The following is a 24718-nucleotide window of genomic DNA, read 5'->3' on the forward strand; positions in this document are numbered from 1 at the left end:
ATCAATATCAATTTGAACCAATTGGCGTGTCGCCTTCAATGCGGTGCCGGCCGGAGAGGTTCACCACCCCCAAGGGAGAAGACATGCCCACGATTCACTTGTTCAGCGGCGGGGCCGCACAGGGCCTGGTCAAGGCGCTGGAGCCCGATTTCATGCGCGAGTCCGGCGGCGGCATCCAGGGTACGTTCGGCGCAGTAGGCATGATGAAAGAAAAGTTGCTACGAGGCGAGCAGTGCGACCTGGTGATCTTGAGCCAGAAGCTGGTCGATGAGTTGGCGGCCGACGGCCATGTCGTGCCAGCCAGTATGCGGGCAATCGGCGTCGTGCACACAGGCATTGCAGTACGCGACGCAGACGCGGCCGTGGATGTGGGCGACGCCGATGCGCTTGGACGCGCCCTGCGAAACGCGAAGGCGATTTATTTCCCCGATCCGGAAAAGGCGACGGCGGGAATCCATTTCATGGGCGTGCTCAAGAAACTGGGGTTGGATCTGGAGCTGGCTGACCGGCTGCGACCGTATCCCAATGGCGCCACCGCCATGCGGGAAATGGCCAGCGCCGGCACTGGGGTGATCGGTTGTACCCAGGTTTCGGAAATAGTCAGCACACCCGGTGTTCGGCTGGTTGCCTCGCTGCCGCCGGAGTTTGCCTTGGCGACGACCTATACGGCTGCAGTCACGAGCCGGGCCGCCGAGCCGGCCCTGGCCGCGCGGCTTATCGATTTGCTGACCCGGCCCGAGACGCTTGCGGACCGCCGCAACGCCGGCATCGAGTAATCAGGCCAGACATCCAACCACGAGGACCATGATGAAAACCGCATTCTTTCGGCATGCCGCCACGGCGCTTTGTATCGTCGCAGGAGCGACAACGGGGGCGTACGCCCAGGATTATCCGTCCAAGCCTATTCAGCTTATTGTTCCCCAGGCCGCCGGGGGCGGATCCGACACCATCGCACGGTTTATCGGCGAGCGCCTGGGCGCCAGGCTTGGGCAACCGGTGGTGGTCGAGAATCGTCCAGGAGCGGCCGGCATCCTTGGCGCGGAATATGTAAAGCGTGCCGCGCCTGACGGCTATACGTTGCTGCTGGGGGCTATCGATACCATCACGGCGCCCATGGTGAACCCCGGAGTGACGCTGGACGTGCAGAAAGATTTCGAGCCGGTCACACAGCTGGCGCAGTCACCCAACGTATGGGTGCTCAGCCCGTCGTTCGAGGGCAAGACCATGGCCGACCTCGTGCGCATTGCCAAGAGCAAGCCCGACCAGATCGACTTCGCGTCGTCGGGCGTGGGCGGCATGCAGCACCTGGCAGGCGAGCTGTTGAACCAGATGGCAGATATCAGGCTGGCGCACGTGCCCTATAAAGGGGGTCCGCCGGGATTTGCCGATGTGATCGGCGGGCGGGTGCCTGCCATGGTGTCGGGCTTCCAGGGGGCCTTGCCGCAGGTGCAGACCGGCAAGGTGGTTGCGGCGGCGGTGACCGACGTCAAGCGTTCCAAGGCATTGCCCGACGTGCCCACGGTGGCCGAGGCCCTGAATCTTCCGGGGTACCAGGCCATGAACTGGCAAGGTTTGTTCTTTCCGGCCGGGACCCCACGCGCCAGCGTGGAACGCGTGGCGTCGGAAATCACGCAAATCCTTGCCGAGCCCGATACGCGCAAGCAACTTGAAGACATGGGCTACGAGCCTGTAGGCAACACGCCCGACGCATTTGCAGCGATCATCAAGGCAGACCACGATAAATGGGCCGAGCTGATCAAATCGGCCGATATCAAGATCAACTGAGACGGCGCCGGTGGCGAACCGCCCGCCGTGTTTCGCAAGGTTCAACAGGAGTAATCATGGCAATCATTCGTGGAAATCCCCCGTCGATGAAGAACGTGCGGGCGTCGGTATACAACCACTATGTGCGGGTGGACCAGCCCAAAAGCCTGATCTTTGTGTCGGGGCAATTGGCGCGCGATGACGAAGGCAATCAAGTGGGCGTCGGCAGCATGCTGGAACAGACCCGGCAGTGTCTGCGCAATGTTGAAAAATGTCTTGAAGCGGCTGGCGCAGCGTTATCGGACGTGGTGTGGACGACTGTCTACACCACCGACATCCGCGAATTCAAGCAGATCGTTGCCGCGCGCGAAGAGTTCTGCAAGACGAACCTGCCCACCAGCACTATGGTGGAAGTCAGTCACCTTAGCGAGCCTGGCCTGTTGGTCGAGATCCAGGTGATTGCAGCGGCGTAACCCGGGCTCGGCCGGTGTGCCCCAAGGCCGGCCCTTTGAAACCCCTTGCCGCGGCCCTGCCGCTCGGCAAGCCGGAGTATTTGCATTAAAGGAATGGAATGCGATTTGCAACTTATGAACAGAACGGCGAGCAGCACGTGGGAGTCGTGTCGGCCGATGGGAAAAGTATCGCCAAGCTGAACCTTCCGGCCGGCCAGGCTGCGCGGGGAGTGCTTGCCGTAGTGGATCTGGCCAGCCAGGGCGGCGTGGCGGACTCGCTCGTGGGGCAGAGCGTGCCGATCGGCGACGTGCGGCTCAAGGCCCCCGTTCCGCGGCCCCGGCGCAATATATTCTGCGTGGGCCGCAATTACCACGCGCACGCCCAGGAGCTGTCGAAGTCCGTGTTCAAGGACAACAATGCGGATGTGGCGGCTTGGCCCATTGTTTTTACCAAAGTGCCCGAGTGCGTAGTCGGGCCGACCGACGCGGTCATTTTGCCTGGCGATGTGTCGGGGCAGATAGACTACGAGGCCGAACTGGCCGTCGTGATCGGTACCGGAGGCAAAAATATCCGCGCCGAAGATGCCGTGAAGCACGTGTTCGGCTACACCATTGTCAATGACGTGACTGCGCGCGATGTGCAGATGCGCCACCAGCAGTGGGACCTCGGCAAATCATTCGATACGTTCTGCCCGATGGGGCCGTGGGTCGTGACGGCCGATGAGCTCGACGGGGCCGATACACGCGTGCGTTGCTGGGTAAATGGAGTGCCGCGCCAGGACGGTCGTACGCGGGATTTCATCTTTGATATACCCGCGCTCATCGAGACCTGCTCACGCGGCGTCACCCTCTATCCCGGGGACATCATCGCCACAGGTACCCCTTCCGGAGTAGGCATGGGGCTCAACCCGCCGCAGTACCTCCAGGACGGCGATGTGGTGCGCATAGAGATCGATGGTATTGGCGCTATCGAGAATCGCTTTGTGCTGCCCTGAGCCATGCGGGGCCTCGGCAGCGCCGCTTACGCCGCCAGCTTGACGATGCCGTAGCCCCCGAACAGCAGCCATGCGTACAGGATCAGGCCCAGCGCCAGCACGCGCGGGCCGGCCTTGCGGATCTGGCTGAACCGGGTTTCGATGCCCAGCGCGGTCATGGCCATGGTGAGCGCAAAGACGTCCAGCCGGCGGGCCGCCGTGACCAGGTCGGGGGGCAGGATGGCCAGCGAATTGATAATGGCCAGTACCAGGAAACCTACCGCGAACCAGGGGATAGGCAGGCGCGCCCGGGGCTGGCCCGGCTCGGCGCGGGCGGCGGCGCTGCGCAGCCACATTCCCAGTATCAGCAGCACGGGCACCAGCAGCGCCACGCGCGTCATCTTCACGATGGTGGCGACTTCGGTGGTGGCCGGGTCGATATTGCTGGCCGCGCCCACCACTTGTGCGACTTCATGCACCGTGCCGCCGATATAGATGCCCAATTCCTGCGTATCGAGCGGCAGCCAGCCGGCGTGGTAAAGCACCGGATACAGGAACATGGACAAGGTGCCGAACAGCACGACCGTGGCCACGGCCACGGCGCTTTTGTGCGGCGCGGCCCGCAAGGTGGGCTCGAAGGCCAGCACGGCGGCAGCGCCGCAGATGGCGCTGCCGGCGGCAGTCAGCATGGCGGTGTCGCGATCCAGGCCCAGCAGCCGCTGGCCGGCAATGGTGCCCAGCAGCAGCGTGCCCACGACGACCGCCACCGACACCGCCAGCCCCGGCAGGCCTACGGCCGCGATCTGCTGGATGCTGATGTTGAGCCCGTAGAACGCCACGGCAATGCGCAGCAGCCTGCGGGCCGTGAAGTTGACGCCGGCTGCCCAGTCGGCCGGCATGGTGCCGCGCAGAAAATTGCCGTACAGCATGCCGCATACGATGCCCACCACCAGCGGCGAGAAGCCCAGTTGGCGGATGACGGGCAGGTCGCTCAATTGCATGACGGCGACCGTCATCAGCGCGACAAAAAGCACGCCATTGAGCTTGTCGCGCCAGGGGGTGGCAAGCGGCAGGGTGGTAGAGGACGACATGCGGATTCGGAATTTCTAAATAACTTCACGCAATATTAAATCGGCCCCTATTATTTGAAAAATTATTTAATTGGATATTCAATATCGGAAAATCCGATATCTAGCCTGCCATGACGCCTGATCAGTTATTGACCTTTGCCTACGTGGCCGACACCGGCAACATCAGCCGCGCCGCCGCTCTGCTGCATCTGTCTCAGCCGGCGGTTTCGGGTCAGCTGCGCTTGCTGCAGGACTGGTTCGGCGAGCCGCTATACCGGCGCAGCGGCCACGGCGTGGCCCTGACTGCGGCCGGCGAGCGATTGGCCGAGCAGGCGCGCCAGCTGCGCCAGGTTTACCTGCAGGCCCAGGCCGCGCGGGACGCCTGGCGCGGGCTGGACACCGGCAGCCTGCGCCTGGGGGCCAGCACGACGCCCGCCAGTTATCTGCTTCCGGGCCTGGTGGCGCAATTCAGGCGTCGCTTCCCCGCTGTCAGCCTGCATTTGTCGGATGGCAATACCCGCCAGATTGTGGAGCGGCTGCCGGGGCTGGACCTGGCGTTTATTGAGGGCGAAGTGCCGGCCGGCCTGCCGGCGGACACGGCCGTGCACGGCTGGCGCCAAGACGAGGTGGTGGCCATTGTTCAGGCCGATCATCCCCTGGCCGCCAGGGGGGCGGCCAGCCTGAACGAATTGGCCGACCAGCCGCTGGTGATGCGCGAGCCGGGTTCCGGCGTCAGGCAACTGGTCGAGCGCGCCTTTGATGGCGCCGGCCTGGCGCCGGCCGTCGGCCTGGAGCTGGCCGGTGTTGAAGGGGTGAAGCAGGCAGTGCGCGCGGGCCTGGGCATTGCCTTTGTGTCGCTGATGTCCATGCGGCACGAGGACGGCACCCTGGCCGTGGTGCGCGTGCTGCCCCGGCCCTTGACGCGCACGCTCAGCATCCTGGTGCCGCATGCCAACGCATGCGCGCGCGCGACGGAAAGGTTTCTGCAGGCCTGCCTGGCGCTGCCCGACGATTCCGAAGCCTGATTACGCGCCGGGTGCGGGGCGCGCCAGCCACTGCCGCGCGAGTTCTACCCAGTACGTGCCGCCCAGCGGCAGCAGGTCGTCGTTGAAGTCGTAGCTGCCGTTGTGCAGCATGCAAGGGCCCATGCCATGGCCTGCTTCGCGGTGCCTGCCGTCGCCATTGCCGATCCAGACATAGCAGCCGGGGATTTCCTGCAGCATGTAGGCGAAATCTTCTGCGCCCATGGTGGGCTGCACGTGGTCATTGACGTTGTCGGCGCCGACGATGCTGCGCATGACATCGACGCAGAATTCGGTCTCGCGCGCATGATTGATGGTGGGCGGGTAATTGCGGCGGAAATCGAATTCGACGTCGCAATCGAGCGCCGCGCAGGTATGGCGGGCGATTTCTTCCATGCGCCGTTCGATCAGGTCGAGCGTTTCGTGCGTGAAGGTGCGCACCGTGCCGCGCATGACGGCCTGGTTGGGCACGACGTTGTCGGCGCTGCCGGTGTGTATCTGCGTGATGCTGAGCACCGCCGCATCGAGCGGGTTGCGGTTGCGCGTGATGATGGTCTGCAGCGATTGCGCCAGTTGCACGGCTGTCATGACCGGGTCGACGCCCAGGTGCGGCATGCCGGCGTGCGTGCCCTTGCCCTGGATGGTGATGATGAATTCGTTGCTCGACGCCATGATGGGGCCGGCGGTGACGCCGAAGTAGCCCACAGGCAGGCCCGGCCAATTGTGCATGCCGAACACGGCTTCCATGGGAAAACGCGTGAACAGGCCGTCTTCGATCATGCGCCGGGCCCCCCCGCCGCCTTCTTCGGCGGGCTGGAAGATGGCGTACACGGTGCCGGCGAAGTCGCGATGCTGCGCCAGGTAACGCGCCGCGGCCAGCAGCATGGCCGTGTGGCCGTCGTGGCCGCAGGCGTGCATCTTGCCCGCGTGCTGGCTGGCGTGCTCGAAGGAATTGGCTTCTTGCATGGGCAGCGCGTCCATGTCGGCGCGCAGCCCGACCGCGCGCGTGCCGGGCGTGTTGCCGCGGATAATGCCCACGACTCCCGTGCCGCCCAGGCCGCGGTCGACCTCGATGCCCCATTCTTGCAGGCGTGCGGCGACGAGGTCGGCCGTGCGGAATTCTTCGAATGCCAGTTCGGGGTGGGCATGGATGTCGCGCCGGATCTCGGCGATATCACGGTGCCAGGCGACGATGGGGTCCAGGAGTTTCATCGGGGTCTCGTTGATATGGAGCCAGAGGCAACGAAGGTATTATCAAGCAAAATGACTTAAAACAACGCTCGGAGGCAAGATATGACACGTCCCTGGCTCGCGCAATACCCCGAAGGCGTCCCGGCCGAGATCACCATCGACGGCTACAAGTCTCTTACTCAGCTGCTCGACCGGTCGTGCAGAAAGTACGCGAAGCGGGTGGCCTGCACGGCCATGGGCAGCGACTTGTCGTATGCCGACCTCGACCGCCAGGCGCTCGCCTTTGCCGCCTGGCTGCAGGGTCTGGGGTTGCAGAAGGGCGCGCGTGTGGCGCTGATGATGCCCAATGTGCCTGCCTATCTCGTGTGCCTGCTGGGGACGCTGCGGGCGGGCCACGTGGTGGTCAACGTCAACCCGTTGTACAAGTCCGACGAATTGCAGCGCCTGCTGCACGACAGCGAGGCCGAGGTCATCGTGATACTCGAGAACTTCGCCCGCACGCTGCAAGACGTGCCCGACCGGGCGCAGCTGCGCCATGTCGTGGTCACCGGCCCCGGCGACCTGCTGGGTGGATTGAAGGCGCCGCTGGTCAACCTGGCGGCGCGCTATGTGAAACGCATGATCCCCGAGTGGCGCATCGATGGCGCGTTGCGCCTGACCAGCGTGCTGGCGCGGGCCGATTCGGCGTCCTTCAAGCGGCCCGCGCTCTCGCACGACGATGTGGCGGTGCTGCAGTACACCGGCGGCACCACGGGGGTGCCCAAGGGCGCCATGCTGACGCACGGCAACTTGCTGGCCAACGTGTTGCAACTGCAGGAAGTCGCGCGGCCCGCATTGCGCGACCTGGAACATACCCAGCTCACGATCATCAGCGCCCTGCCGCTGTACCACGTGTTTGCCATGACGGTCTGCGGCCTGTTCGGCATATATGCCGGCATGCGCAACCTGCTCATCATCAACCCGCGCGACCAGCCCGCGCTGATCGCGGCGTGGCGCAAGGCGGGCGTGAACATCTTTCCGGGCGTCAACACCTTGTTCAACGCGCTTGCGCACAACGAGGAGTTCGCGCGGCTCGATTTCTCGGGCCTGCGCCTGACGCTGGGCGGCGGCATGGCGGTGCAGCGCCAGGTGGCCGAACGCTGGCTGGAAATCACCGGGCGGCCCCTGATAGAAGGCTATGGGTTATCTGAAACGTCGCCGGTGGCGACGGTCAACCCCACCAATTCCACCGAGTATTCCGGGTCTATCGGCCTGCCTCTGCCGTCTACCGATGTGGCGATTCTTGACGACGATGGCCGGCCCGTGCCCCTGGGCGAGCGCGGCGAAGTGTGCATACGCGGTCCGCAGGTCATGCTGGGCTACTGGAAAAAACCCGAGGAAACGCGCAACAGCATGACCGAGGACGGTTTTTTCCGCACGGGCGACATCGGCATCATGGACGAAAAAGGCTATACCCGCATCGTCGACCGCAAGAAGGACATGATCGCAGTGTCGGGCTTCAAGGTGTACCCGAACGAGGTCGAGGCCGTGATCGCTTCGCACCCCGGCGTACTCGAATGCGCGGTGGTGGGCGTGCCCGATCCGCGCACAGGCGAGGCGGTCAAGGCGTATGTCGTGAAGAAAGACCCCGCGCTTACCGAGGCGCAGGTCATAGACTGGTGCCGCGAGAAACTTACCAACTACAAGCGCCCGCACGCGGTGGAGTTTCGCGGCGAACTGCCCAAGAGCAATGTGGGCAAGATACTGCGGCGTGAATTGCGGCCGGGCGGCGAATCGGGCGCCGCCTAGCCGCGCCTAGGACGCCTGCAGGTGCGGGGCGACCATGTTGTGCAGCGCTTGGACGATGGCGGGGTTGCCGGCCACCACGCGCCCGCCGACGGGCCAGGGGTCCTGGCGGTGCATGTCGTGGCAGACGCCGCCGGCTTCGCGCAGGATCAGGGTGCCAGCCGCCACATCCCAGGGCGCCAGGCCCATTTCCCAGTAGCCGTCGTAACGGCCGCAGGCGGTCCAGGCCAGGTCGAGCGCGGCCGCCCCCATGCGCCGCACGCCGCGCGCGGTGCAGATGGCGTCTTGCAGCATGGGCATGTACTGGCTTGCAAATGAAAAGTCGCGGAACGGGAACCCGGTGGCCAGCACCGCGTCGTTGAGCGATTGCGTCCGCGAGCAGGCGATGCGGCGCCCGTTGAGCCACGCCCCGATGCCATGCACGGCGGTGAACAGCTCTTCGCGGCTGGGGTCATACACGACGCCGATGACGGGGGTGTCGACCTCGAGGGGGCCGCCGCCGGACACGCGTGTACCGCCGTGCGCCACCAGCGCGATGGAAACCGCGTAGTGCGGGATGCCATGCAGGAAGTTGGTCGTGCCGTCCAGCGGATCGATGTACCAGGTGGCGCTGCCCTGGGCCTTGCCACCCGTTTCTTCGGCCACGATGCCGAACTGGGGCGTGCGGGCCCGCAGGGATTCGATAATGGCGGCTTCGGCTTCGCGGTCGGCCTGCGAGACCAGATCGTTGCGGGCCTTGTGATCGATCACCAGGTCGGCACGATGGTGCGCGTACGATTGCAGGACGGCGGCGCCGGTGTGGGCCGCCGAAACGGCCGTGTCGATGGCGGATGCCAGGTCCAGGGGCGCCGCCTGGGTCGGGGGAGAATCGGTCGTCGGCATAAATCCAGTGTAAGCCTTTGTGGCAACGAGCTTATCGCACTGCGCCAAATACAGTCGCGCGGCGTGGCTTTCAGCCAACGTAACACGCTTGTCGCTTTGGTTATTCTGGCGGGCATTCAGGTATTTGCATACTGCCGTCGAGATTCATGTCTTCCTACGTTCCCCTGACACCTCCCGCCGCCAGCCTCGGCCCCGACGGGCGCCTGCGCAGCGCCGCCTATGGCGATGTCTATCACAACATTTCGAGCGCGCTCGGGCAGGCCGAACACGTTTTCCTGAGGGGCAACGGCCTGCCGCAGCGTTGGCGCGGCAGGCCGGCCTTTACCGTATGCGAAACCGGTTTCGGGCTGGGGCTGAACTTCCTGGCGCTGTGGCAGGCTTGGCGGCAGGATGGGGCCAGGCCGCGGCGGCTGCATATGCTGTCGATAGAGGCGCATCCCTTCAGCCGCGCCGAATTGCACGATTGGCTGGGGCAGGTCGCGCCCGACACATTGCAGGATCTGGCCGGGCAGCTGGCAGATCAATGGCCGGCCTGCCTGCCGGGGCTGCATCGCCTGGAATTCGAAGGCGGGGCGGTGACACTGACGCTGGCTTTCGGCAGGGCGGCCGACATCGCGCCGCTGTTGCGCGCACGTGTCGATGCGTATTTTCTGGATGGCTTCGCCCCGGACCGCAACCCGGATCTGTGGCAACCCGAATTGCTCAGGGACCTGTCGCGCCTGGCCGCGCCCGACGCCACGGTGGCTACATGGGCCAGTGCGGGCATGGTGCGCCGGGGTTTGGCGCAGGCCGGCTTCCAGGTTGGCAAGCAGCCCGGCTACGGGGGCAAATGGTCGATGACCGTGGGCGTGCGGGCGGATCCGACAGGGCCGATTGCGGGCCACGAGCCGTGGCTGCAGGCGCGAGCCGCCGATGACGCCGGCGCCGGCGAAGTGGTGGTGGTGGGCGGCGGGCTGGCCGGCGCCGGCATCGCCCAGGCGCTGGCGCTGCGGGGGCGGCCTGTCTGCGTCATCGATGCGTCGGGGCCGGCGGCGGCCCATCAGGGCCATGCCGCAGCCGCACTCACGCCGGTCATTGCGCGCGACGACAACCCCCGCGCACGGCTGTCGCGGGCCGGCAGCCTGCGGGCGCTGGCGCGATGGGCCGGCCTGCCACCCGCCGCCGCGCCCCGGCGCTGCGGCACGGTACAGCTCGAACGCGATGCGGGGCGCACCGCGGCCCTGGCCGAAACCTTGCGATTGTTGCAGTTCCCGGCGGATTGGGTGCGGGCCGTCACGCGCGACGAAGCGGCGGCCCTGGCAGGGGTGCCGGTGTCGCGCGGCGGCCTGTTCTTTGCCGATGGCCTGCTGGTGCGGCCCGCCGCGCTGGCGGCGGCGCTGCTCGATATGCCCGGGGTGCGCATGGTGACCGGACAGGCCGCGGCGCTGCGCCAATGCGGTTCCGCATGGAAGGTGCTGGACGCGGGGGGGCGGCTGCTGGGGCAGGGCGCCACGGTGGTACTGGCCAACGCGTTCGGCGCGCAGGCGCTGCTGCGCGCTTCCGGATTGCTGGAGCCGCTGCCGCGCATGGCGCAGATGCATGCGCTGGCGGGCGAAGTCACCTTGCTGCCTGCGCATGCCCTTGACGGCGGGCCACGCTGCATCGTCGGGGGTGAAGGGTATTTGCTGCCGGCCCTGGACGGGTGGTGCGTGGCTGGCAGTACATACGAGCACGGCGCCGCCGCGGCCGTCGTCAGCGACGCCGGCCAGCAGGCCGTGCTGCACAAGGCGGCGCGGCTGCTGGACCAATGGCCGGCCGACCGGTCGGAGCTGACCCCCGGCCAGTTGCCAGGGTGGGCGGGGTGGCGCGCGGTGCTGCCGGGCCGGCTGCCCGCCATCGGGCCCCTTGCACACGCGCCCGGCGTCTGGCTGGCGGCCGGATACGCGTCTCGCGGGCTGACATGGTCGGCCCTGGCCGGTGACCTGATTGCCGCCGGGCTGCACGACGAACCCTTGCCGCTGGCCGCTGACCTGCTGGCGGCCGTCGCGCCCCGCTAGCGCAGAAGCGGCCGTGATGGCAGATGATGCGCGTAAAACCCGGCCATATACGGCCCCGGACGACTTCCGGCAAGGTAGCGAGTGAGTAATTGCTGCGCTGCGAAGGGTCTCCGTTCGCGGCCCGCTGGGCTTCGCAACAAGGTGCGAAAACAGGGACCGAGTTTATTTCGAGGGCCAAATCCGTCAAAATAGCGTCTTTTAATTGGTTTTGGCTTAAGCCGGGGGATACCTGTGCCGCCCAAATTCGACTATGCCCACACTACCCAACTCGAATCGATCGAGTTGCTGTCGTCGCGCTCCAGCCGCATCGACTTCGATGCCGGCGACGGGCTGCGCCTGGTAGTCGAGGCGCATGCGCCTGGGGTGTTCCGCCTGCGTTTCGGCCAGGCGAACCTGCTCACCGACGAGAAACCCGGCGCGCGCGCGCGGGCCGTGGCCGAGATGCTGCTGGCGCGCCAAGAGGCCGTGGGCGAATGCACCATCGCCCCGCGCGATGACGGCAATGGCTGGCGTATCGCCCAGGGCGACGTCGTGCTCGAAGTCCAGCCCGATCCCGTCCGCATCACGCTGCACCGGGGCGATGCAAGGCTGCTGGCTTCCGATGTCTCGGCCCACCAGCCCGCCTTCGGGTTCAATGCGCTCGACGAGGCCGAGCATGCGGTCTGGAACGCGGCCTTCACGCTCGAGCCGGGCGAACGCGTCTACGGCCTGGGCGAGACCTCGGGCGACCTGAACCGTCGCGATGAATCCGTCGTTTCCGACGATCCCGAGCACCGCGCCCTGCCGCTGGCCTGGAGCCCGCGCGGCTGGGGAGTGTATGTCAACACCATGCAACGCGTGCACCATGACGTGGGCGTGGCGCCGGCCGACAGCGCCTATGCCTTGTCGGTCGAAGACGCTGTCCTCGACGTGTTCCTGTTCGCCGGCGAACCATGCGAAGTGCTGAATCAGTACACCGCCCTGACCGGCCGGGCCGGGCAGCCGGTGCTGTGGGCGATGGGCGCCTGGCTGCAACAGGCCGACGGCGAAATGGCCACGCAAACCGCGGCCCTGGTGGCGCAGATGCGCGAGCAGCAGTTGCCCCTGGATGCCGTCAAGTTGGCGGGCCCCGCAGCGTGGGGCTTTCAGGCCGACAAACCCGTATTCGAATGGGACGCGCAGCGCTTTCCCGATGCGCGCCAGATGCTGGCCTTGTTCCACAAGCATCATGTGCATGTCGCGGCCATCGGCTTTCCGGGCGTCATCAAGTCCACGCTTTTGTTCGAAGAGCTCGAAGACCGCGGCTGGCTGCTGACGCGCGAAGACGGCAGCGCCCAGGTCTTTGACGGCAATGCGGCCAGCGGCGGCCGGCCGTATGGCTTGCTCGACCTGACCTATCGCGACGTCTACAACCTGTGGATCGAGCGGCATCGCCAACTGCTCGACGACGGGCTGGATGCGCCCGCCTGTGATGCGCAGATTGCCATTCCCGATGGCGTCAGCGCGCGTAACGGCGAAACTGGCGCCTTATTGCGCACCATGTATCCGCTGCTGGCGCGCCGCGCGCTGTTCGACGCCGTGGCAGGCCACAAAGTGCCGCCCGAGGGCGTCGTGCCCAGCACCGACCTTTTCCCGGCCGCGCAGCGCCTGCCCTGGCAGGTGGGCCCGCAGGTCACCAACGACTGGGACGGGCTGCAACATACGTTGCGCACGGCCTTGTCCACAGGCGCCAGCGGCGTGCCCGTGCAAGTGCATTCCATCGGCTCGGCTTCGGCGCCGCTGGACGGCATGACGCCCGAGCTCTACCTGCGCTGGCTCACCATGGGCGTGTTTTCCGCCAACTTCTGCTTCCAGGGGGTTGCGCCACTGATGCCGTGGGCGTTTGGCGATGACGTGCTGGAACAGGCGCGCATGTGGCTGCAGTGGCGCTACCGCCTTATTCCGTACGTGCTGGGCGCCATTGAAGATTCCGTGCGTACCGGACTGCCCGTGCAGCGGTCCATGGCGCTGAGCTTCCCGAACGACCCCGACGCCCACGACTGGGACCTGCAGTACTTGCTGGGCCCGGCGCTGCTGGTGGCGCCGGTCACCCAGCCCGGCAGCAGCGTGCGTGTCTATTTGCCCAAGGGCGAAGCCTGGTGGGACCTGAACACCGGCCACCGCTACGAGGGCGGCACCACCTGGACACTGGAATGCGGCACCGACAAATTCCCGGTGTTCGGTCGCGAAGGCCACATGCTGTGCCTGGGTCCGGTTGCGCAGCACGCCGGCGAATTCAATTCGGCCCGCATTCTCGACGAAGTCTGGATGTTCGGCATGCCCATGCACAACCCGGTGGTCATGCGCAACAAGATCCGCGTGATGCAGATGCAGGGCTCCAGCTATATCAAGGGCCTGGAAGGGCTGCGTATCCTTCCGTCCGAAGGCCTGGAAGTCAAACGCCGCGGCGCCGAAGTGCGGATTTCCCGCGCCAGGTAGCACGGTCCGCAACACAGCGCCGGCGCCTTCGGCGGCCGGCGCTGTGTTGCGGCGTGTGCTATGGTTCGCCGCGCGGCGCGGGGGCTTATCCGTTCCCGGCGCGCCATCGGCCGGCTTTAAATAACTAAAAGTTATTAAAAAGAGAATAATCAGTCGTTCTCTTTGGATGGCCGGTCCTCCAAAATCGCACCGTCATGATTCACATAGAAAATCTCTCAAAGAGCTACGCCACGCCGCATGGCCGCTTTGAGGCGCTACGAAACATCAGCCTGCATATCGAGCAGGGCGAGGTGTTCGGCATTATCGGCCCCAGCGGGGCCGGCAAAAGCACCCTGGTGCAATGCATCAATCTGCTGGAACGCCCCGATCACGGCGAGATCGTGATCGGCGGCACGCCCCTGACCGGCCTGGACGAGGCGCGCCTGCGCAGCCAGCGCCGCCGCATCGGCATGGTGTTCCAGGGCTTCAACCTGCTGGCGCGCCGCACGGTATATGGCAACGTGGCGCTGCCGCTCGAAATCGCCGGCGTGCCGCGCAGCGAGATTCCCGCCCGGGTCGAGCGCCTGCTGGCGCTGGTGGGCCTGGAGCATCTGCGCGACCGCTATCCCGGCCAGATCAGCGGCGGCCAGAAGCAGCGCGTGGGCATTGCCCGTGCGCTGGCCAACGACCCCGACGTGCTGCTCAGTGACGAGGCCACGTCGGCGCTGGACCCCGAAACAACGCACAACATCCTGGCCCTGCTGCGCGACATCAACCGCCAGACGGGTATTACCGTGGTGATGATCACGCACCAGATGGAAGTGGTGCGCGAGATCTGCGACCGTGTGGCGGTGCTGTCGCATGGCGAGGTCGTCGAAATGGGGCGCACGCAGGATATTTTCGCGAGTCCGCGGCACGAGGTCACGCGCGCGATGGTGTCTGCCGCCACGGCGTCCGACCTTACCGACGCCACCCTGGCCGCGACCCGCGAGCGCATTGCCGCGCTGCGGGCCGCGCATCCGGACCGGGCGGTGCGGTTGCTGCGCCTGCGGTTGGCCGGCGGCGCCTCGGCCGGCACGCTGCTGTCCGACCTGACGCGCGAGCACGCGCTCGACGTCAGCCTGGTGCAGGCGCGAGTCGAAGACATACAAGGCGTTGCCGTCGGCACGCTGTTCCTGTTGGTGCAGGGCTCCGCCCAGGCACTGGGCCAGGCGCTGGCCGCACTGGCCGCCCAGGACATATCAGTAGAAGAAATTGCTTATGAGCCCGCAACTGATCGATCTGCTCGTCAACTCGCTGCTTGAAACCCTGTTGCTGGTGGGCGTTCCCAGCCTGATCGCCGTGCTGGTGGGCATTCCCATGGGCGTGGTGCTGGTCGTGACTGCGCGTGGCGCGATGCTGCAGCACCTGCTGGTCAACCGCGTGCTGGGCGCCATCGTCAACATTACCCGGTCGGTGCCGTTCATCATCCTGATGGTGGCCATCATTCCGTTTACGCGCCTGGTTGCACAGACGTCGATCGGCACCACGGCGGCCATCGTGCCCCTGTCGGTGGCCGCCATTCCGTTCATGGCGCGCATTGCCGAGAACGCCATGCGCGAGGTCGATTCCGGCCTGCTGACCGCGGCGCGCGCCATGGGCGCGAGCCCGCTGCAGATCATCATGAAGGTGCTGCTGCCCGAAGCCCTGCCGGGCCTGGTGGCCGCGACCATCGTCACCATTATCAGCCTGATCGGGTATTCGGCCATGGCGGGCGCCATCGGCGGAGGCGGCCTGGGCGACCTGGGCATCCGCTACGGCTACCAGCGGTTTCTTCCCGAAGTGATGCTGGCGGTGGTGGTGGTGCTGGTCGTGCTGGTGCAGGTGATCCAGGGCCTGGGCGACTGGCTGGTGCGCCGCATGTCGCATCGTTGATACCGTTTTTTCACTGGAACCCAAGCAACATGAGCATCAAATTCATCAAGTCGCTGGCCGCGCTGACCTTGGGCGCCGCCGTCGTTGCGCAACCCGTCCTGGCGCAGGACAAGCCCCTGAAAGTGGGCGTGACGGCCGGGCCGCACGCGCAGATTTTCGACGTGGTCAAGCAGGAAGCCGCCAAGCAGGGCATCGAAGTCGAGATCATCGAGTTCAGCGACTACGTGCAGCCGAACGCGGCCTTGTCGGCAGGCGATCTGGACATGAACAGCTACCAGCACCAGCCCTACCTGGATGCCGCCAATGCCGACCGCGGCTACAAGCTCGTCAGCATTGCCAAGACGGTGATTTTTCCCATTGGCATCTACAGCAAGAAGGTCAAGAGCCTGGATGAGCTGAAGCAGGGCGCGCAGATCGGCATTCCCAATGACCCCACCAACGGCGGCCGCGCCTTGCTGCTGCTGCAACAGCAAGGCCTCATCAAGCTGAATCCGGATGCCGGGTTGAAAGCCACGCCGATCGATGTGGCCGAGAACCCGCGCAAGCTGCGCTTTGTCGAGCTCGACGCCGCCCAGTTGCCGCGCTCGCTGGACGATACCGATGCGTCCGCGGTAAACACCAACTTCGCGCTCGAAGCCGGCCTGGACCCCAATACCGACGCCATCGCGCGTGAATCCTCGGAATCGCCCTATGCCAATGTGCTGGCGATCCGCGAGCAAGACCAGGGCCGTGCCGATCTGCGCAAGCTGGTGGAAATCTATCAAAGCCCGCCGGTGAAGGCATTCATCGCCGAGAAGTTCAAGGGCGCGGTGGTAGCCGCCTGGTAAGGCCTTTTTGACAGCCCGGCTGAAGTACGTCATAATTTCGCGCTTCGGTCGGGTCGTTAGCTCAGTTGGTAGAGCAGCGGACTTTTAATCCGTTGGTCGCGCGTTCGAGTCGCGCACGACCCACCACGAATTCGCAGCATGCACATGATCAGCGCCACCCTTTTGGGTGGCGCTTTTCTTTTGGCGTCGCCCCCCATGAAAACGCACGCTTGCCGAGGCCGAAACGGCGCCGCGGTAAGTTCCTTACTATCTCGTGCGTTCTTGAAAGGTTGCGCAACACTGCGCAGAATTGCGTCCGCACCGGCCTGATCACCTGGTGCTCATGTTCGCCCCCCTCGCATCCCGATAACCAGGCAAGGCGCCAGATGGCTGGTTGTTTGCGTCTCGCGGGCGTTCTACTCAAACTCAACGACGCGATTTATTCATGAACATTGATACGCAAGCGCAACCTGATCTCCAAGCCATCGATGCGGCCTTTGCGGGGCCATTGCAGGACTCTTACGACTTTATCGTGTGCGGCGCCGGTTCGGCCGGGTGTGTGGTGGCCGCGCGCCTGGCAGAAGACGGCGATGCGCGCGTGCTGTTGCTCGAGGCCGGCGGGCACGATGCGCACGAGCGGATTGCCGACCCGGCGCTCTGGCCCACCAATCTGGGGTCCACCCACGACTGGGCGTTCGTGGGCGAACCCACCGCAGCGCTCAACGGCAGGCGCCTGCCATTGAGCATGGGCAAGGGCCTGGGCGGCGGCTCCAGCATCAATGTGATGGTGTGGGCGCGTGGCCACCAGTCTGACTGGGACTTCTATGCGGCCGAGTCCGGTGATGCAGGCTGGGGCTATCAATCCATACTGTCGTACTACCGCAGGATAGAGGACTGGCAAGGCGCGCCGGACAGCGTGCGCCGGGGCATCGGCGGGCCGGCTTATGTGGCGCCCGCTGCCTCGCCGCAGACGTTGGCGCACGCCACGGTCGAAGCCGCTGGCGCGATCGGCATTCCCCGCTACGACAGCCCGAATGGCGAAATGATGGAACGCCCTGGCGGGGCCGCCTTTGCCGACCTGCGCATCCGCGACGGCAAGCGCGAGTCGGTCTATCGGTCGTACGTGCACCCGATGTTGCAACGGCCCAATCTGACGGTGGTCACCGACGCGCTCGTGGAGCGGCTGGTGCTGGACGGCAAGAAGGTGGTCGGCGTGGCGCTGGCGGTGCGGGGCCAGCGGCGCACCGTCCACGCGCGGCGCGAAGTGGTGCTGTCCATGGGAGCAGTCAATACTCCGAAGGTGCTGATGCAGTCCGGCATCGGCCCCGCCGATCTGCTCAGGCAGCACGGCATTGCGGTGCACGCACATTTGCCGGGCGTGGGCGAGAACCACCAGGACCACATTGCATTCGGATGCACATGGGAATACAAGACGCCGCAGCCGGTGGGCGCCGGCGGGTGCGAAAGCACGGTGTACTGGAAGAGCGACGCCCGCATGAGCGAACCGGACGTATTGCTGTGCCAGCTGGAGTTCGCGGTGCCGTCGCCGCCCGAAACCGGTGTTGTGGCGCCCGAGCATGGCTGGACAATGTTTGCGGGGCTGGGGCGGCCCAAGAGCCGCGGCACGGTTCGCATTTCAGGGCCCAACCCCGGCGACCCCGTGCTGATCGATCCGAACGCGCTGAGCGACCCCCGGGATCTGGACGCCGCGGTGGCCACGTTGGAGCTGACGCGCGAGATCGGCAACCACCCTGCGCTCAGCGGACTGGTCAAGCGGGAAGTGGCCCCGCGCTACCGCCACCGGGCAGACATGGTCCAGTTCCTGAAAAACGCCGCGATCACCTACTGGCATCAGGCGGGTACCGCCAAAATGGGCAGGGACGAGATGTCGGTTGTCGATGCGCAACTGCGGGTGTATGGCATCGAGAACCTGCGCGTGGCCGACGCCTCGATCATGCCTCGCATCACGGCGGGCAACACCATGGCGCCTTGCGTAGTCATTGGCGAGCGGGCCGCGGACTTCATCAAAGCGGCGCACGGCATGCGCGCGACCCCCACCCCGATCGCGTGACGGCCGGGCATTTTATTTCTTGAAATCGTTGGAGATCCAGGCGTGGCGTCGTTTTTTCTGGTGTTGCTTATTGCGGTGGCGGCCTGCTGCCTGATCTTGCGCTGGCGGCGCGCCGGCCTGGCGATTTGCGCCGTGCTGGCGTTGTATGGCGTGGCGGTGGGCTGCGGGCCCGCCGCCCGCGCGCTGGCCGACGGCCTGCAATCGGACTTCGAACAGAAGCCGGACGTGCACTGGGGCGCGCGCAACGTCATTGTGGTGTTGGGCGCGGGCTTGCAACAGGTGGCTGACCGCGCCGAGCCGGGCCCGTTTGCTTATGCAAGGATTGCAGAGGCCGCACGTCTGTACGCGGCCTGCCGGCAGGCCAGCGGCGAATGCAAGGTGCTGCTAAGCGGGGGCGACCCCGCCGGGCTCGGCGTGTCCGAGGCGGAAATCTACGGGCAACTGCTTGTCCGCTTGGGCGTGGACAGCGCGCAACTGGTGCTGGAGCCCCGCAGCCGGAACACGTGGCAGAACGCGCAGTTTTCCAGCCCGATGTTGAACGCCGATGCAGGCGACCGCATCGTGCTGGTCACATCAAGCATGCACATGCGGCGCAGCCTGCTTTATTTCGGCCATTTCGGCGTGTCTGCCACGCCCGCGCGTGCTGACTACTTCGGTGTCCTGTCGTCGGCCATGCCGGTGGCCTACAACTTTGCCGTTGCAGACCTGGCGCTGCACGAATACCTGGGTATTGCCCGCTATCACGTCTATAACCTGATGGGCTGGAATCCGCCCAGGGTGTCCTGAGCGCGCCGCCCATGCCGGGCGGATAGCGCCCGCAGGGCTTGTCGACCATTGCCTGTACAGTTTTCCCGGAGCCAGTTCATGCGAATATCAACGCGACACGACGTCGTCACATCGCACGGCCGCATTGCCACAGAAGTCCAGGGCAGCGGCTTTCCCATTGTGTTCATACACGGCAACTCCGCGTGCCGGCGCGTGTTTCAGAACCAGTTTTCTTCCGGGCTGCTGGACGGCTACAAACTGGTGGCGCCAGACCTGCCCGGGCATGGCGAGTCAGAAAACGCCCACGACCCAGGGCGCAGTTATATCCTGCCGGGCCTGGCCGGCATGATGCTGGAACTGCTGGACCAGCTGAATATCAAACGCGCCGTTGTCGTTGGCGCGTCGCTGGGCGGGCATGTCGCCATCGAGATGCTGGCCCGTTCGGCCGTGCCTGGCGGGCTTTTCCTGATGGGCTCGCCGCCGGTAGGCCTGGATATCGCGCAGGGGTTCAACGGCAAGCCACTGAACGGGCTGGCCTCGAAAGGCGAGTTGACGCCGCAAGAGGCGGCGTACTTTGCCTCGGCGGTTTTTGGCCCGTGCGTCGAACCCTTCATGCGCCAGGCGATCGAACGCACCGATGCCGTCTTCAGGCCTACGTTGTTTGGCGAAGCCGGGCGCGCCGCAGGCGTGAACCAGCGCGAAACGGTGGCGGCAGCGGCCGTGCCCACCGCCATCGTCAATGGCGCCGACGACCGCATCATCAACGTGGATTATGTCGACAGCGTGCCTTACGCGCGTTTGTGGCGAGGCGAATGCCTGCGCATTGCCGACGCGTCCCATTCAGCGTTCTGGGAAACGCCGGACGTGATCAACCGGCTGTTGCGGGAGTTCACCCAGGACGTGATTGAGGGGCGGGCGTAGCGGCAACGGAATCATGCGCCGGCGGGCGTTGTTCGAACCACAGCAACATGGCGTCAAAGGCCGGGCACAGCGCCTTGCCCCATTCCGACAGTTGATATTCGACCTTGGGCGGGACTTCGGGGTACAGCGTGCGCACGACGATGCCGCAGCTTTCCAGCTGGCGCAGCTGCTGCGACAGCATCTTCTGCGATATGCCCGGGATCGATCGTTCGAGTTCGGAATAGCGCAGCACCTTTTCCGAGAACAGGTGGAACAGGATGATCAGCTTCCAGCGCCCTTCGAGCAGGCGGATAACGGTCTCGACATCGGCTGCAGCCGACTCGGGGGTGTATTGCTTTCTCATGGGCTGGTGTCGTTAAGTGCGATAATAGTTATCGCGATATAAAAATCTTACGCTGTAGGGGTTCTCCGTGTCAAGAAAAATCTCGGGTCCGCCTTTGAAGCGCCCCGGGTGTCGAGCCGCAGGAGCCCGGAATCGGGGGCATCGCCCTGCGGCCCGGATGTGGCGACACCCGGGCCGCCGGCGCCCGCCTACTTGAGGGCCCGAAGCAGTGTGACGAGATCGTCGGTAGGCATGACGTCGGCGTACTTGCTGGCCATGTCGAACAGGTTGACGGCGTGCGATACCTGCGAGCGGTCGTAGACCGCGTCCTGAGGCACCACCACCTTGTAGTTCAACGCGCATCCGTCGACCACCGTGGCCCGCACGCACCCGCTGGTCGTGCAGCCGGTGACTACCAGGGTATCGATGCTCCGGCCAACCAAGTAGCTGGCCAATCCTGTGCCATGGAAGGCGCTGGCCTGGAACTTGGGAATCTGGATATCGCCGGCCTTCGGACTGACTTCTTTCACGAAATCGTAATCAGAAGGTGCCACAGACATCACCTTCGGCACTTTGGATTCGAACTGGCCGCGGTCATGGGATTGTTTAGGCGCGACATAAGGATAAATGACCGGCGCACCCATTTCGTGGAACACATCGAGCAAGCGCGCAATGTGCGGCACGGCTTGCCAGCCATGCTCGCCGCAGCTGGTAGGCATTGATTCGATGGCTTGTTCGATAGGCATGGGCGCATAACCCATCGACCGGTACTGCACATCGATAACCAGCAGTGCGGCGCGCTTGCCGATGCCCGCCGGGGCGCCCCAGCCCGCCTTCTGGTAAATATCGATCTCGTTTTCGGGGATGATCCCGTGCCACGGGCGTCGCTTGACCTGTACCTGCGTCATTGCCTTAGATCTCCACCGTGGTTGCATCGTACTGGAGCAGCCAGTCGTAGCGTTCGCGCACTGCTTCGGTGGACCACTGCCGGTCGATGTAGGGCCAGGCGGTGCCGGGCTGCTCCAATGCGGGGCTGTGGAATATCTTCAGCATCTTCAACGATTCGGCCTTGGTACGGTTGGCGCGTGCGATCCGCGCGTGGTCATAGCGTTGCAGCGCCCCCGGAATATCGCCGCCGCCTGCCTCCAGACAGCGCGCGAGCACGTAGGCGTCTTCCATGGTCATGTTGACGCCCATGCCCAGGTAGGGCGTCATCGAATGGCAGGCGTCGCCCAGAAGGGTCACGTGGCCTTTGGACCAGGCGTCCAGCGGGTCGCGGACGAACAACCCCCACCGGAACAGGTTTTCCGAACTGATGAAAAGGTCGAGAATGTCCTGGTGCCAGCCTTCGAAGTCTTTGAGCGCGTCGGCCAGGTCGCCTTTTTCGGACCACGATTCGGTGTGCCAGGTTGAACTGTCGACCTGCGCAGAAAAGCTGACAAACAGCTCGCCATTGCGCTGCACAGGGTAGGTGGTGACATGCGCCGTAGGGCCTACCCATGTCGAGGCAAGCGGCTCGCGGTGCTGTGGCTTGAGCTTGTTCATCGGGGCAAGGCCTCGCCAGGCCAACGCGTCGGTATAGCGGGCAGGGGCGGGCCCGAAAAGCGATTGGCGCACGCGGGAGTGTGCGCCGTCGCAACCTACTACGACGTTGCCTTCCACATACTCGCCATTTTCGATCAGGAGGCGGGCGCGGCCGTCGACGGTTTCGGCGCCGATGGTGCGCACCCCGAAATGAACCGCGTCGGGTTTGAGGCGGACCACGGCTTCGTACAGCACGCGTTGCAGTTCTGCGCGCAACACCTGCACCAGCGTGTGGTCTGCCTTGGGCGAAGCGTTGGATGGCAGAACCGACTTGGATTCGCCGGTTTTCCAGTAGCGGATCAGTCGATCCTGCGGAGGCAGGTTGATTTTCTGCAACTGCTCGGCAAGGCCCAGCGCGTTCATGACCTTGGACCCGTTGGCCGAAATCCATAGGCCGGCGCCGACTTCGCGAAGTTCGGCCGACTGTTCGTAGACGTCGACGTCGTAACCTTTCTGAAGCAGGGCGAGCGCAAGCGTCAAGCCGCCCATTCCCGCACCCGCGATGAGCACGTGGGGGCGGCCTTGTTTATTCGTGGAGTCAGACATTTGTCCCTCTATTGATACTTTGACGGGTTATGGACGAGGTCCATGATGGCTTCGAGAATCTTCACGTATCCGGTACAGCGGCAGATGTTGCCGCGCAGATAGTGGCGCACGGTTTCTTCCGACGGGTTGTCATATCGCGCAAGCATCGACTTGACGGCCAGGATCATTCCGGGGGTGCAGAACCCGCATTGCAGCGCGCCATGGGCGATGAACGCACGCTGCACGGGGTCGAGCTGCCTGCCTTGCGCCAACCCTTCGATCGTGGTGATTTCGCGCTCGTGCGCGTCCGCGCACAAGGTGGTGCAGCTCGAGGCGGGATTGCCGTCGAGCAGGACGGTACAAGCGCCGCAGACCTGCACGTCGCAGGATCGTTTGGTGCCCTTCAGGTGAAGGCGGTCGCGCAATACGTCTATCAGCATTTCGCGCGGCTCGACTTCGACGCTCGCGTGCGCGCCATTGAGCTTGAAGTCTACGCGCATCAATGGAATTTCTTGGTCGATGTGGCTCATGATATGCATGCCCTGATAGCGCGCCCGGCAAGCACCGAGACGAGATGGCGTTTGTAGTCGGCGCCGCCGTGCAGATCGTCGTGGGCTTCGATACTGGCGGCGTCGGCGGCGACAGCGTCTTTGAGCCGGCCCCACGTCTGTTCGGCATCCAGGCCATGGGGAATATCCGAGGCGGCTTGTTCCGCGCGTGCCAGCCGCACGGGCCGCGAGGATATCGCTCCGGCCCACAGGCTCAGCCGTTGCGGATTGTCGGTAGACCAGACCGCTGCGACGCCGACCGCCGGCCGCTCGGTATGGCCGAAGGCGCGATAGGCCGACCGTGTCCCCCGAGATTGCGGCGCGATATTGATCGACACCAGAATCTCGTCTTCGTCGCGGGCAGTGGTGAACTCGCCCAGATGGAAATCCCTGGAGGGCACTTCGCGCACACCTTTGGGGCCGGCGAGCACGACCCAGGCGTCCAGGGCCGACAACATGGTGGGGGCGTCGGCGTGCGGTTCGCCAAAGCACAGCACGCCGCCCAGCGTACCGGCCACTCGTACGCGGATGTTCGCCACGTTCTCGCTCAGTTCGGCATATCCAGGCAGGCGCTCGCGCACAATGGGATGGTTGGCGATGGTGTCATGCGTGGCCAGTGCGCCGATGACGATGGTGTGGTCGGCGTCCAGGCGCACGCCTTTGAGTTCATCGACCTGCTTCAGGTCGATGACGTGTTCATAGCGCAGGACATGGGCTTTCAACGCCACCAGCAATTCGGTGCCGCCCGCGTGGAAGGCTGCCTCGTCACCATGCCGCGCCTTGAGGGCAAGCGCCTCGTCAAGGTTTTTGGGCCGGTGAAGAAAAAATCTCTTCGGCCGCATCACGCACCCCGCTTGCCCAGGCTGGCCGCAACGCCCAGCAGCGGCGCAGCCAGCCACCACCAGTGCGATTCGCCCAAGGCGACCGCCCCGTGTGCCACGCCGATGGCAACGGCAACATTGATGCCCAGCCGGGGCCACAGAAACACCAGTTCAGTAACCGTTGCCCTGGGCTCACGTGCGGCCGGCACAGGCGCGGCCGGCGAGGCGGCTGCTTGGGCGGGCTGGGCGGCGGCGCTTGGCGTCGCGTCCGCAGCCGCGCGTGGCTCGACCGCCGTAGGCGCGACGCGGCCCGTCGGTGTAGTTGCGGATGCGACCTGCTGTGCCGGGGACCTATCCTGGCCGACGCCGGACAGTTCGTCGCGCAGGCGCTGCTCGAATTCAGCGAACAACTGTTCCGAACGCTTGCGGACTATGGGATACCCCAACGATGCCAGCCGGCCGGCGACCTGCATCGTGGCGGTGACATCGAGCTTGCACATGGTGCGGTCGCCGTCGCGCTGTTCTTCCAGGTTGACCACCATGCCCACATCTATGGTGGTGCCGGTGGCTTTGTCGCAGCCTGCGGCCTTCAGCGACACCTGCCGCTGCGGATCGTAGGAGTCGATATGGATGGCGGTGGGAACTTCGAGCTTGAAGGGCCCGATTTTTTGGCGCATTACCGCCGAGAACTCTTTGAGGTTTTCGACTTCAACGACGTTGTCACAGCCGGGGATGAGCGCGGCCACGCGCTTTACGTCGAAGAAGATGGCCCACAACTGTGCAGCGGTAGCCGGCAGCAAGGCGTCGATTCTGAAGTCCATGGCGTCAA

Annotated in this window: 23 protein-coding genes and 1 tRNA gene; 15 read left to right on the forward strand and 9 right to left on the reverse strand. The window is 65.1% G+C overall.

Translation table 11 applies throughout. The annotated features are described in order from the left end of the window. Nucleotides 1-83: 83 nt before the first annotated feature. From CAL19_RS02480 to CAL19_RS02495, 4 genes are all read left to right on the forward strand, one after another. A complete protein-coding gene (locus CAL19_RS02480; protein ID WP_094795936.1) occupies nucleotides 84-776 on the forward strand; it encodes a molybdate ABC transporter substrate-binding protein in 693 nt (230 codons plus the stop codon). A gap of 28 nt (nucleotides 777-804) precedes the next feature. Beyond that, nucleotides 805-1785, forward strand: a complete 981-nt coding sequence (locus CAL19_RS02485) for a Bug family tripartite tricarboxylate transporter substrate binding protein (RefSeq protein ID WP_094795937.1) — start codon at nucleotides 805-807, stop codon at nucleotides 1783-1785. A gap of 56 nt (nucleotides 1786-1841) precedes the next feature. Next, nucleotides 1842-2237 carry a RidA family protein gene (locus CAL19_RS02490; protein WP_170940277.1) on the forward strand — a complete coding sequence of 132 codons (396 nt, stop codon included), beginning with the start codon at nucleotides 1842-1844 and terminating at the stop codon, nucleotides 2235-2237. A gap of 98 nt (nucleotides 2238-2335) precedes the next feature. Next, nucleotides 2336-3211, forward strand: coding sequence for a fumarylacetoacetate hydrolase family protein (locus CAL19_RS02495; RefSeq protein WP_026641056.1), 876 nt, complete (start codon nucleotides 2336-2338; stop codon nucleotides 3209-3211). Nucleotides 3212-3237: 26 nt separating this feature from the next. On the opposite strand, the gene CAL19_RS02500 is transcribed toward CAL19_RS02495, so the two are convergent. Beyond that, nucleotides 3238-4281, reverse strand: coding sequence for a YeiH family protein (locus CAL19_RS02500; protein WP_094795938.1), 1044 nt, complete (start codon nucleotides 4279-4281; stop codon nucleotides 3238-3240). 110 nt (nucleotides 4282-4391) lie between these two features. Here CAL19_RS02500 and CAL19_RS02505 point away from each other — a divergent pair, with 110 nt between their 5' ends. After that, the gene (locus CAL19_RS02505; RefSeq protein ID WP_094795939.1) at nucleotides 4392-5285 is read left to right on the forward strand and encodes a LysR family transcriptional regulator; all 894 of its coding nucleotides are present in this window, start codon (nucleotides 4392-4394) and stop codon (nucleotides 5283-5285) included. On the opposite strand, the gene CAL19_RS02510 is transcribed toward CAL19_RS02505, so the two are convergent. Next, on the reverse strand, nucleotides 5286-6494 hold the full coding sequence (locus tag CAL19_RS02510; protein ID WP_026641053.1) for a M20 aminoacylase family protein: 1209 nt from the start codon (nucleotides 6492-6494) through the stop codon (nucleotides 5286-5288). An 81-nt stretch (nucleotides 6495-6575) separates the two neighbouring features. Here CAL19_RS02510 and CAL19_RS02515 point away from each other — a divergent pair, with 81 nt between their 5' ends. After that, entirely contained in the window at nucleotides 6576-8261 is a 1686-nt protein-coding gene (locus CAL19_RS02515) for an AMP-binding protein (protein WP_026641052.1), read from the forward strand. Between the two features lie 6 nt (nucleotides 8262-8267). Here CAL19_RS02515 and CAL19_RS02520 read toward each other — a convergent pair whose 3' ends face one another. Next, on the reverse strand, nucleotides 8268-9140 hold the full coding sequence (locus CAL19_RS02520; protein WP_094795940.1) for an inositol monophosphatase family protein: 873 nt from the start codon (nucleotides 9138-9140) through the stop codon (nucleotides 8268-8270). A gap of 146 nt (nucleotides 9141-9286) precedes the next feature. Here CAL19_RS02520 and mnmC point away from each other — a divergent pair, with 146 nt between their 5' ends. The 9 genes from mnmC to CAL19_RS02565 all read left to right on the forward strand — a co-directional run bounded on the left by mnmC (nucleotide 9287) and on the right by CAL19_RS02565 (nucleotide 20089). Further along, entirely contained in the window at nucleotides 9287-11176 is a 1890-nt protein-coding gene (mnmC, locus tag CAL19_RS02525) for an FAD-dependent 5-carboxymethylaminomethyl-2-thiouridine(34) oxidoreductase MnmC (protein ID WP_094795941.1), read from the forward strand. A 231-nt stretch (nucleotides 11177-11407) separates the two neighbouring features. Beyond that, a complete protein-coding gene (locus CAL19_RS02530) occupies nucleotides 11408-13633 on the forward strand; it encodes a glycoside hydrolase family 31 protein (protein ID WP_026641049.1) in 2226 nt (741 codons plus the stop codon). A 194-nt stretch (nucleotides 13634-13827) separates the two neighbouring features. After that, nucleotides 13828-14916, forward strand: a complete 1089-nt coding sequence (locus CAL19_RS02535; protein ID WP_026641048.1) for a methionine ABC transporter ATP-binding protein — start codon at nucleotides 13828-13830, stop codon at nucleotides 14914-14916. Next, complete coding sequence (locus CAL19_RS02540; RefSeq protein WP_026641047.1) at nucleotides 14873-15526, forward strand: methionine ABC transporter permease; 654 nt, start codon at nucleotides 14873-14875, stop codon at nucleotides 15524-15526. The genes CAL19_RS02535 and CAL19_RS02540 overlap by 44 nt, the downstream gene beginning before the upstream one ends. 29 nt (nucleotides 15527-15555) lie before the next feature. Further along, nucleotides 15556-16353 (forward strand): MetQ/NlpA family ABC transporter substrate-binding protein, encoded by a 798-nt coding sequence (locus CAL19_RS02545; protein WP_026641046.1) that lies wholly within the window; start codon nucleotides 15556-15558, stop codon nucleotides 16351-16353. Nucleotides 16354-16403: 50 nt separating this feature from the next. Continuing rightward, nucleotides 16404-16479 (forward strand) — tRNA-Lys (locus CAL19_RS02550). A 298-nt stretch (nucleotides 16480-16777) separates the two neighbouring features. Further along, nucleotides 16778-18403 (forward strand): GMC family oxidoreductase, encoded by a 1626-nt coding sequence (locus CAL19_RS02555; RefSeq protein WP_094795942.1) that lies wholly within the window; start codon nucleotides 16778-16780, stop codon nucleotides 18401-18403. A gap of 42 nt (nucleotides 18404-18445) precedes the next feature. Next, complete coding sequence (locus tag CAL19_RS02560) at nucleotides 18446-19189, forward strand: YdcF family protein (RefSeq protein WP_026641044.1); 744 nt, start codon at nucleotides 18446-18448, stop codon at nucleotides 19187-19189. Nucleotides 19190-19267: 78 nt separating this feature from the next. Beyond that, nucleotides 19268-20089 (forward strand): alpha/beta fold hydrolase, encoded by an 822-nt coding sequence (locus CAL19_RS02565; RefSeq protein WP_094795943.1) that lies wholly within the window; start codon nucleotides 19268-19270, stop codon nucleotides 20087-20089. On the opposite strand, the gene CAL19_RS02570 is transcribed toward CAL19_RS02565, so the two are convergent. From CAL19_RS02570 to CAL19_RS02595, 6 genes are all read right to left on the reverse strand, one after another. Then, nucleotides 20058-20432 (reverse strand): winged helix-turn-helix transcriptional regulator, encoded by a 375-nt coding sequence (locus CAL19_RS02570; RefSeq protein WP_026641042.1) that lies wholly within the window; start codon nucleotides 20430-20432, stop codon nucleotides 20058-20060. The genes CAL19_RS02565 and CAL19_RS02570 overlap by 32 nt on opposite strands. A 188-nt stretch (nucleotides 20433-20620) precedes the next feature. After that, complete coding sequence (locus CAL19_RS02575; RefSeq protein WP_038852595.1) at nucleotides 20621-21319, reverse strand: isochorismatase family protein; 699 nt, start codon at nucleotides 21317-21319, stop codon at nucleotides 20621-20623. A gap of 4 nt (nucleotides 21320-21323) precedes the next feature. After that, complete coding sequence (locus tag CAL19_RS02580) at nucleotides 21324-22541, reverse strand: FAD-dependent oxidoreductase (RefSeq protein ID WP_094795944.1); 1218 nt, start codon at nucleotides 22539-22541, stop codon at nucleotides 21324-21326. Nucleotides 22542-22549: 8 nt separating this feature from the next. Beyond that, on the reverse strand, nucleotides 22550-23050 hold the full coding sequence (locus CAL19_RS02585; protein WP_081745763.1) for a (2Fe-2S)-binding protein: 501 nt from the start codon (nucleotides 23048-23050) through the stop codon (nucleotides 22550-22552). Next, on the reverse strand, nucleotides 23047-23910 hold the full coding sequence (locus CAL19_RS02590) for an FAD binding domain-containing protein (protein WP_094795945.1): 864 nt from the start codon (nucleotides 23908-23910) through the stop codon (nucleotides 23047-23049). The genes CAL19_RS02585 and CAL19_RS02590 overlap by 4 nt, the downstream gene beginning before the upstream one ends. Beyond that, nucleotides 23910-24710, reverse strand: a complete 801-nt coding sequence (locus CAL19_RS02595) for a CoxG family protein (RefSeq protein WP_094795946.1) — start codon at nucleotides 24708-24710, stop codon at nucleotides 23910-23912. The genes CAL19_RS02590 and CAL19_RS02595 overlap by 1 nt, the downstream gene beginning before the upstream one ends. Nucleotides 24711-24718: the final 8 nt, after the last annotated feature.

The sequence above is a fragment of the Bordetella genomosp. 7 genome (assembly GCF_002261265.1).
GTDB lineage: Bacteria > Pseudomonadota > Gammaproteobacteria > Burkholderiales > Burkholderiaceae_B > Bordetella_A.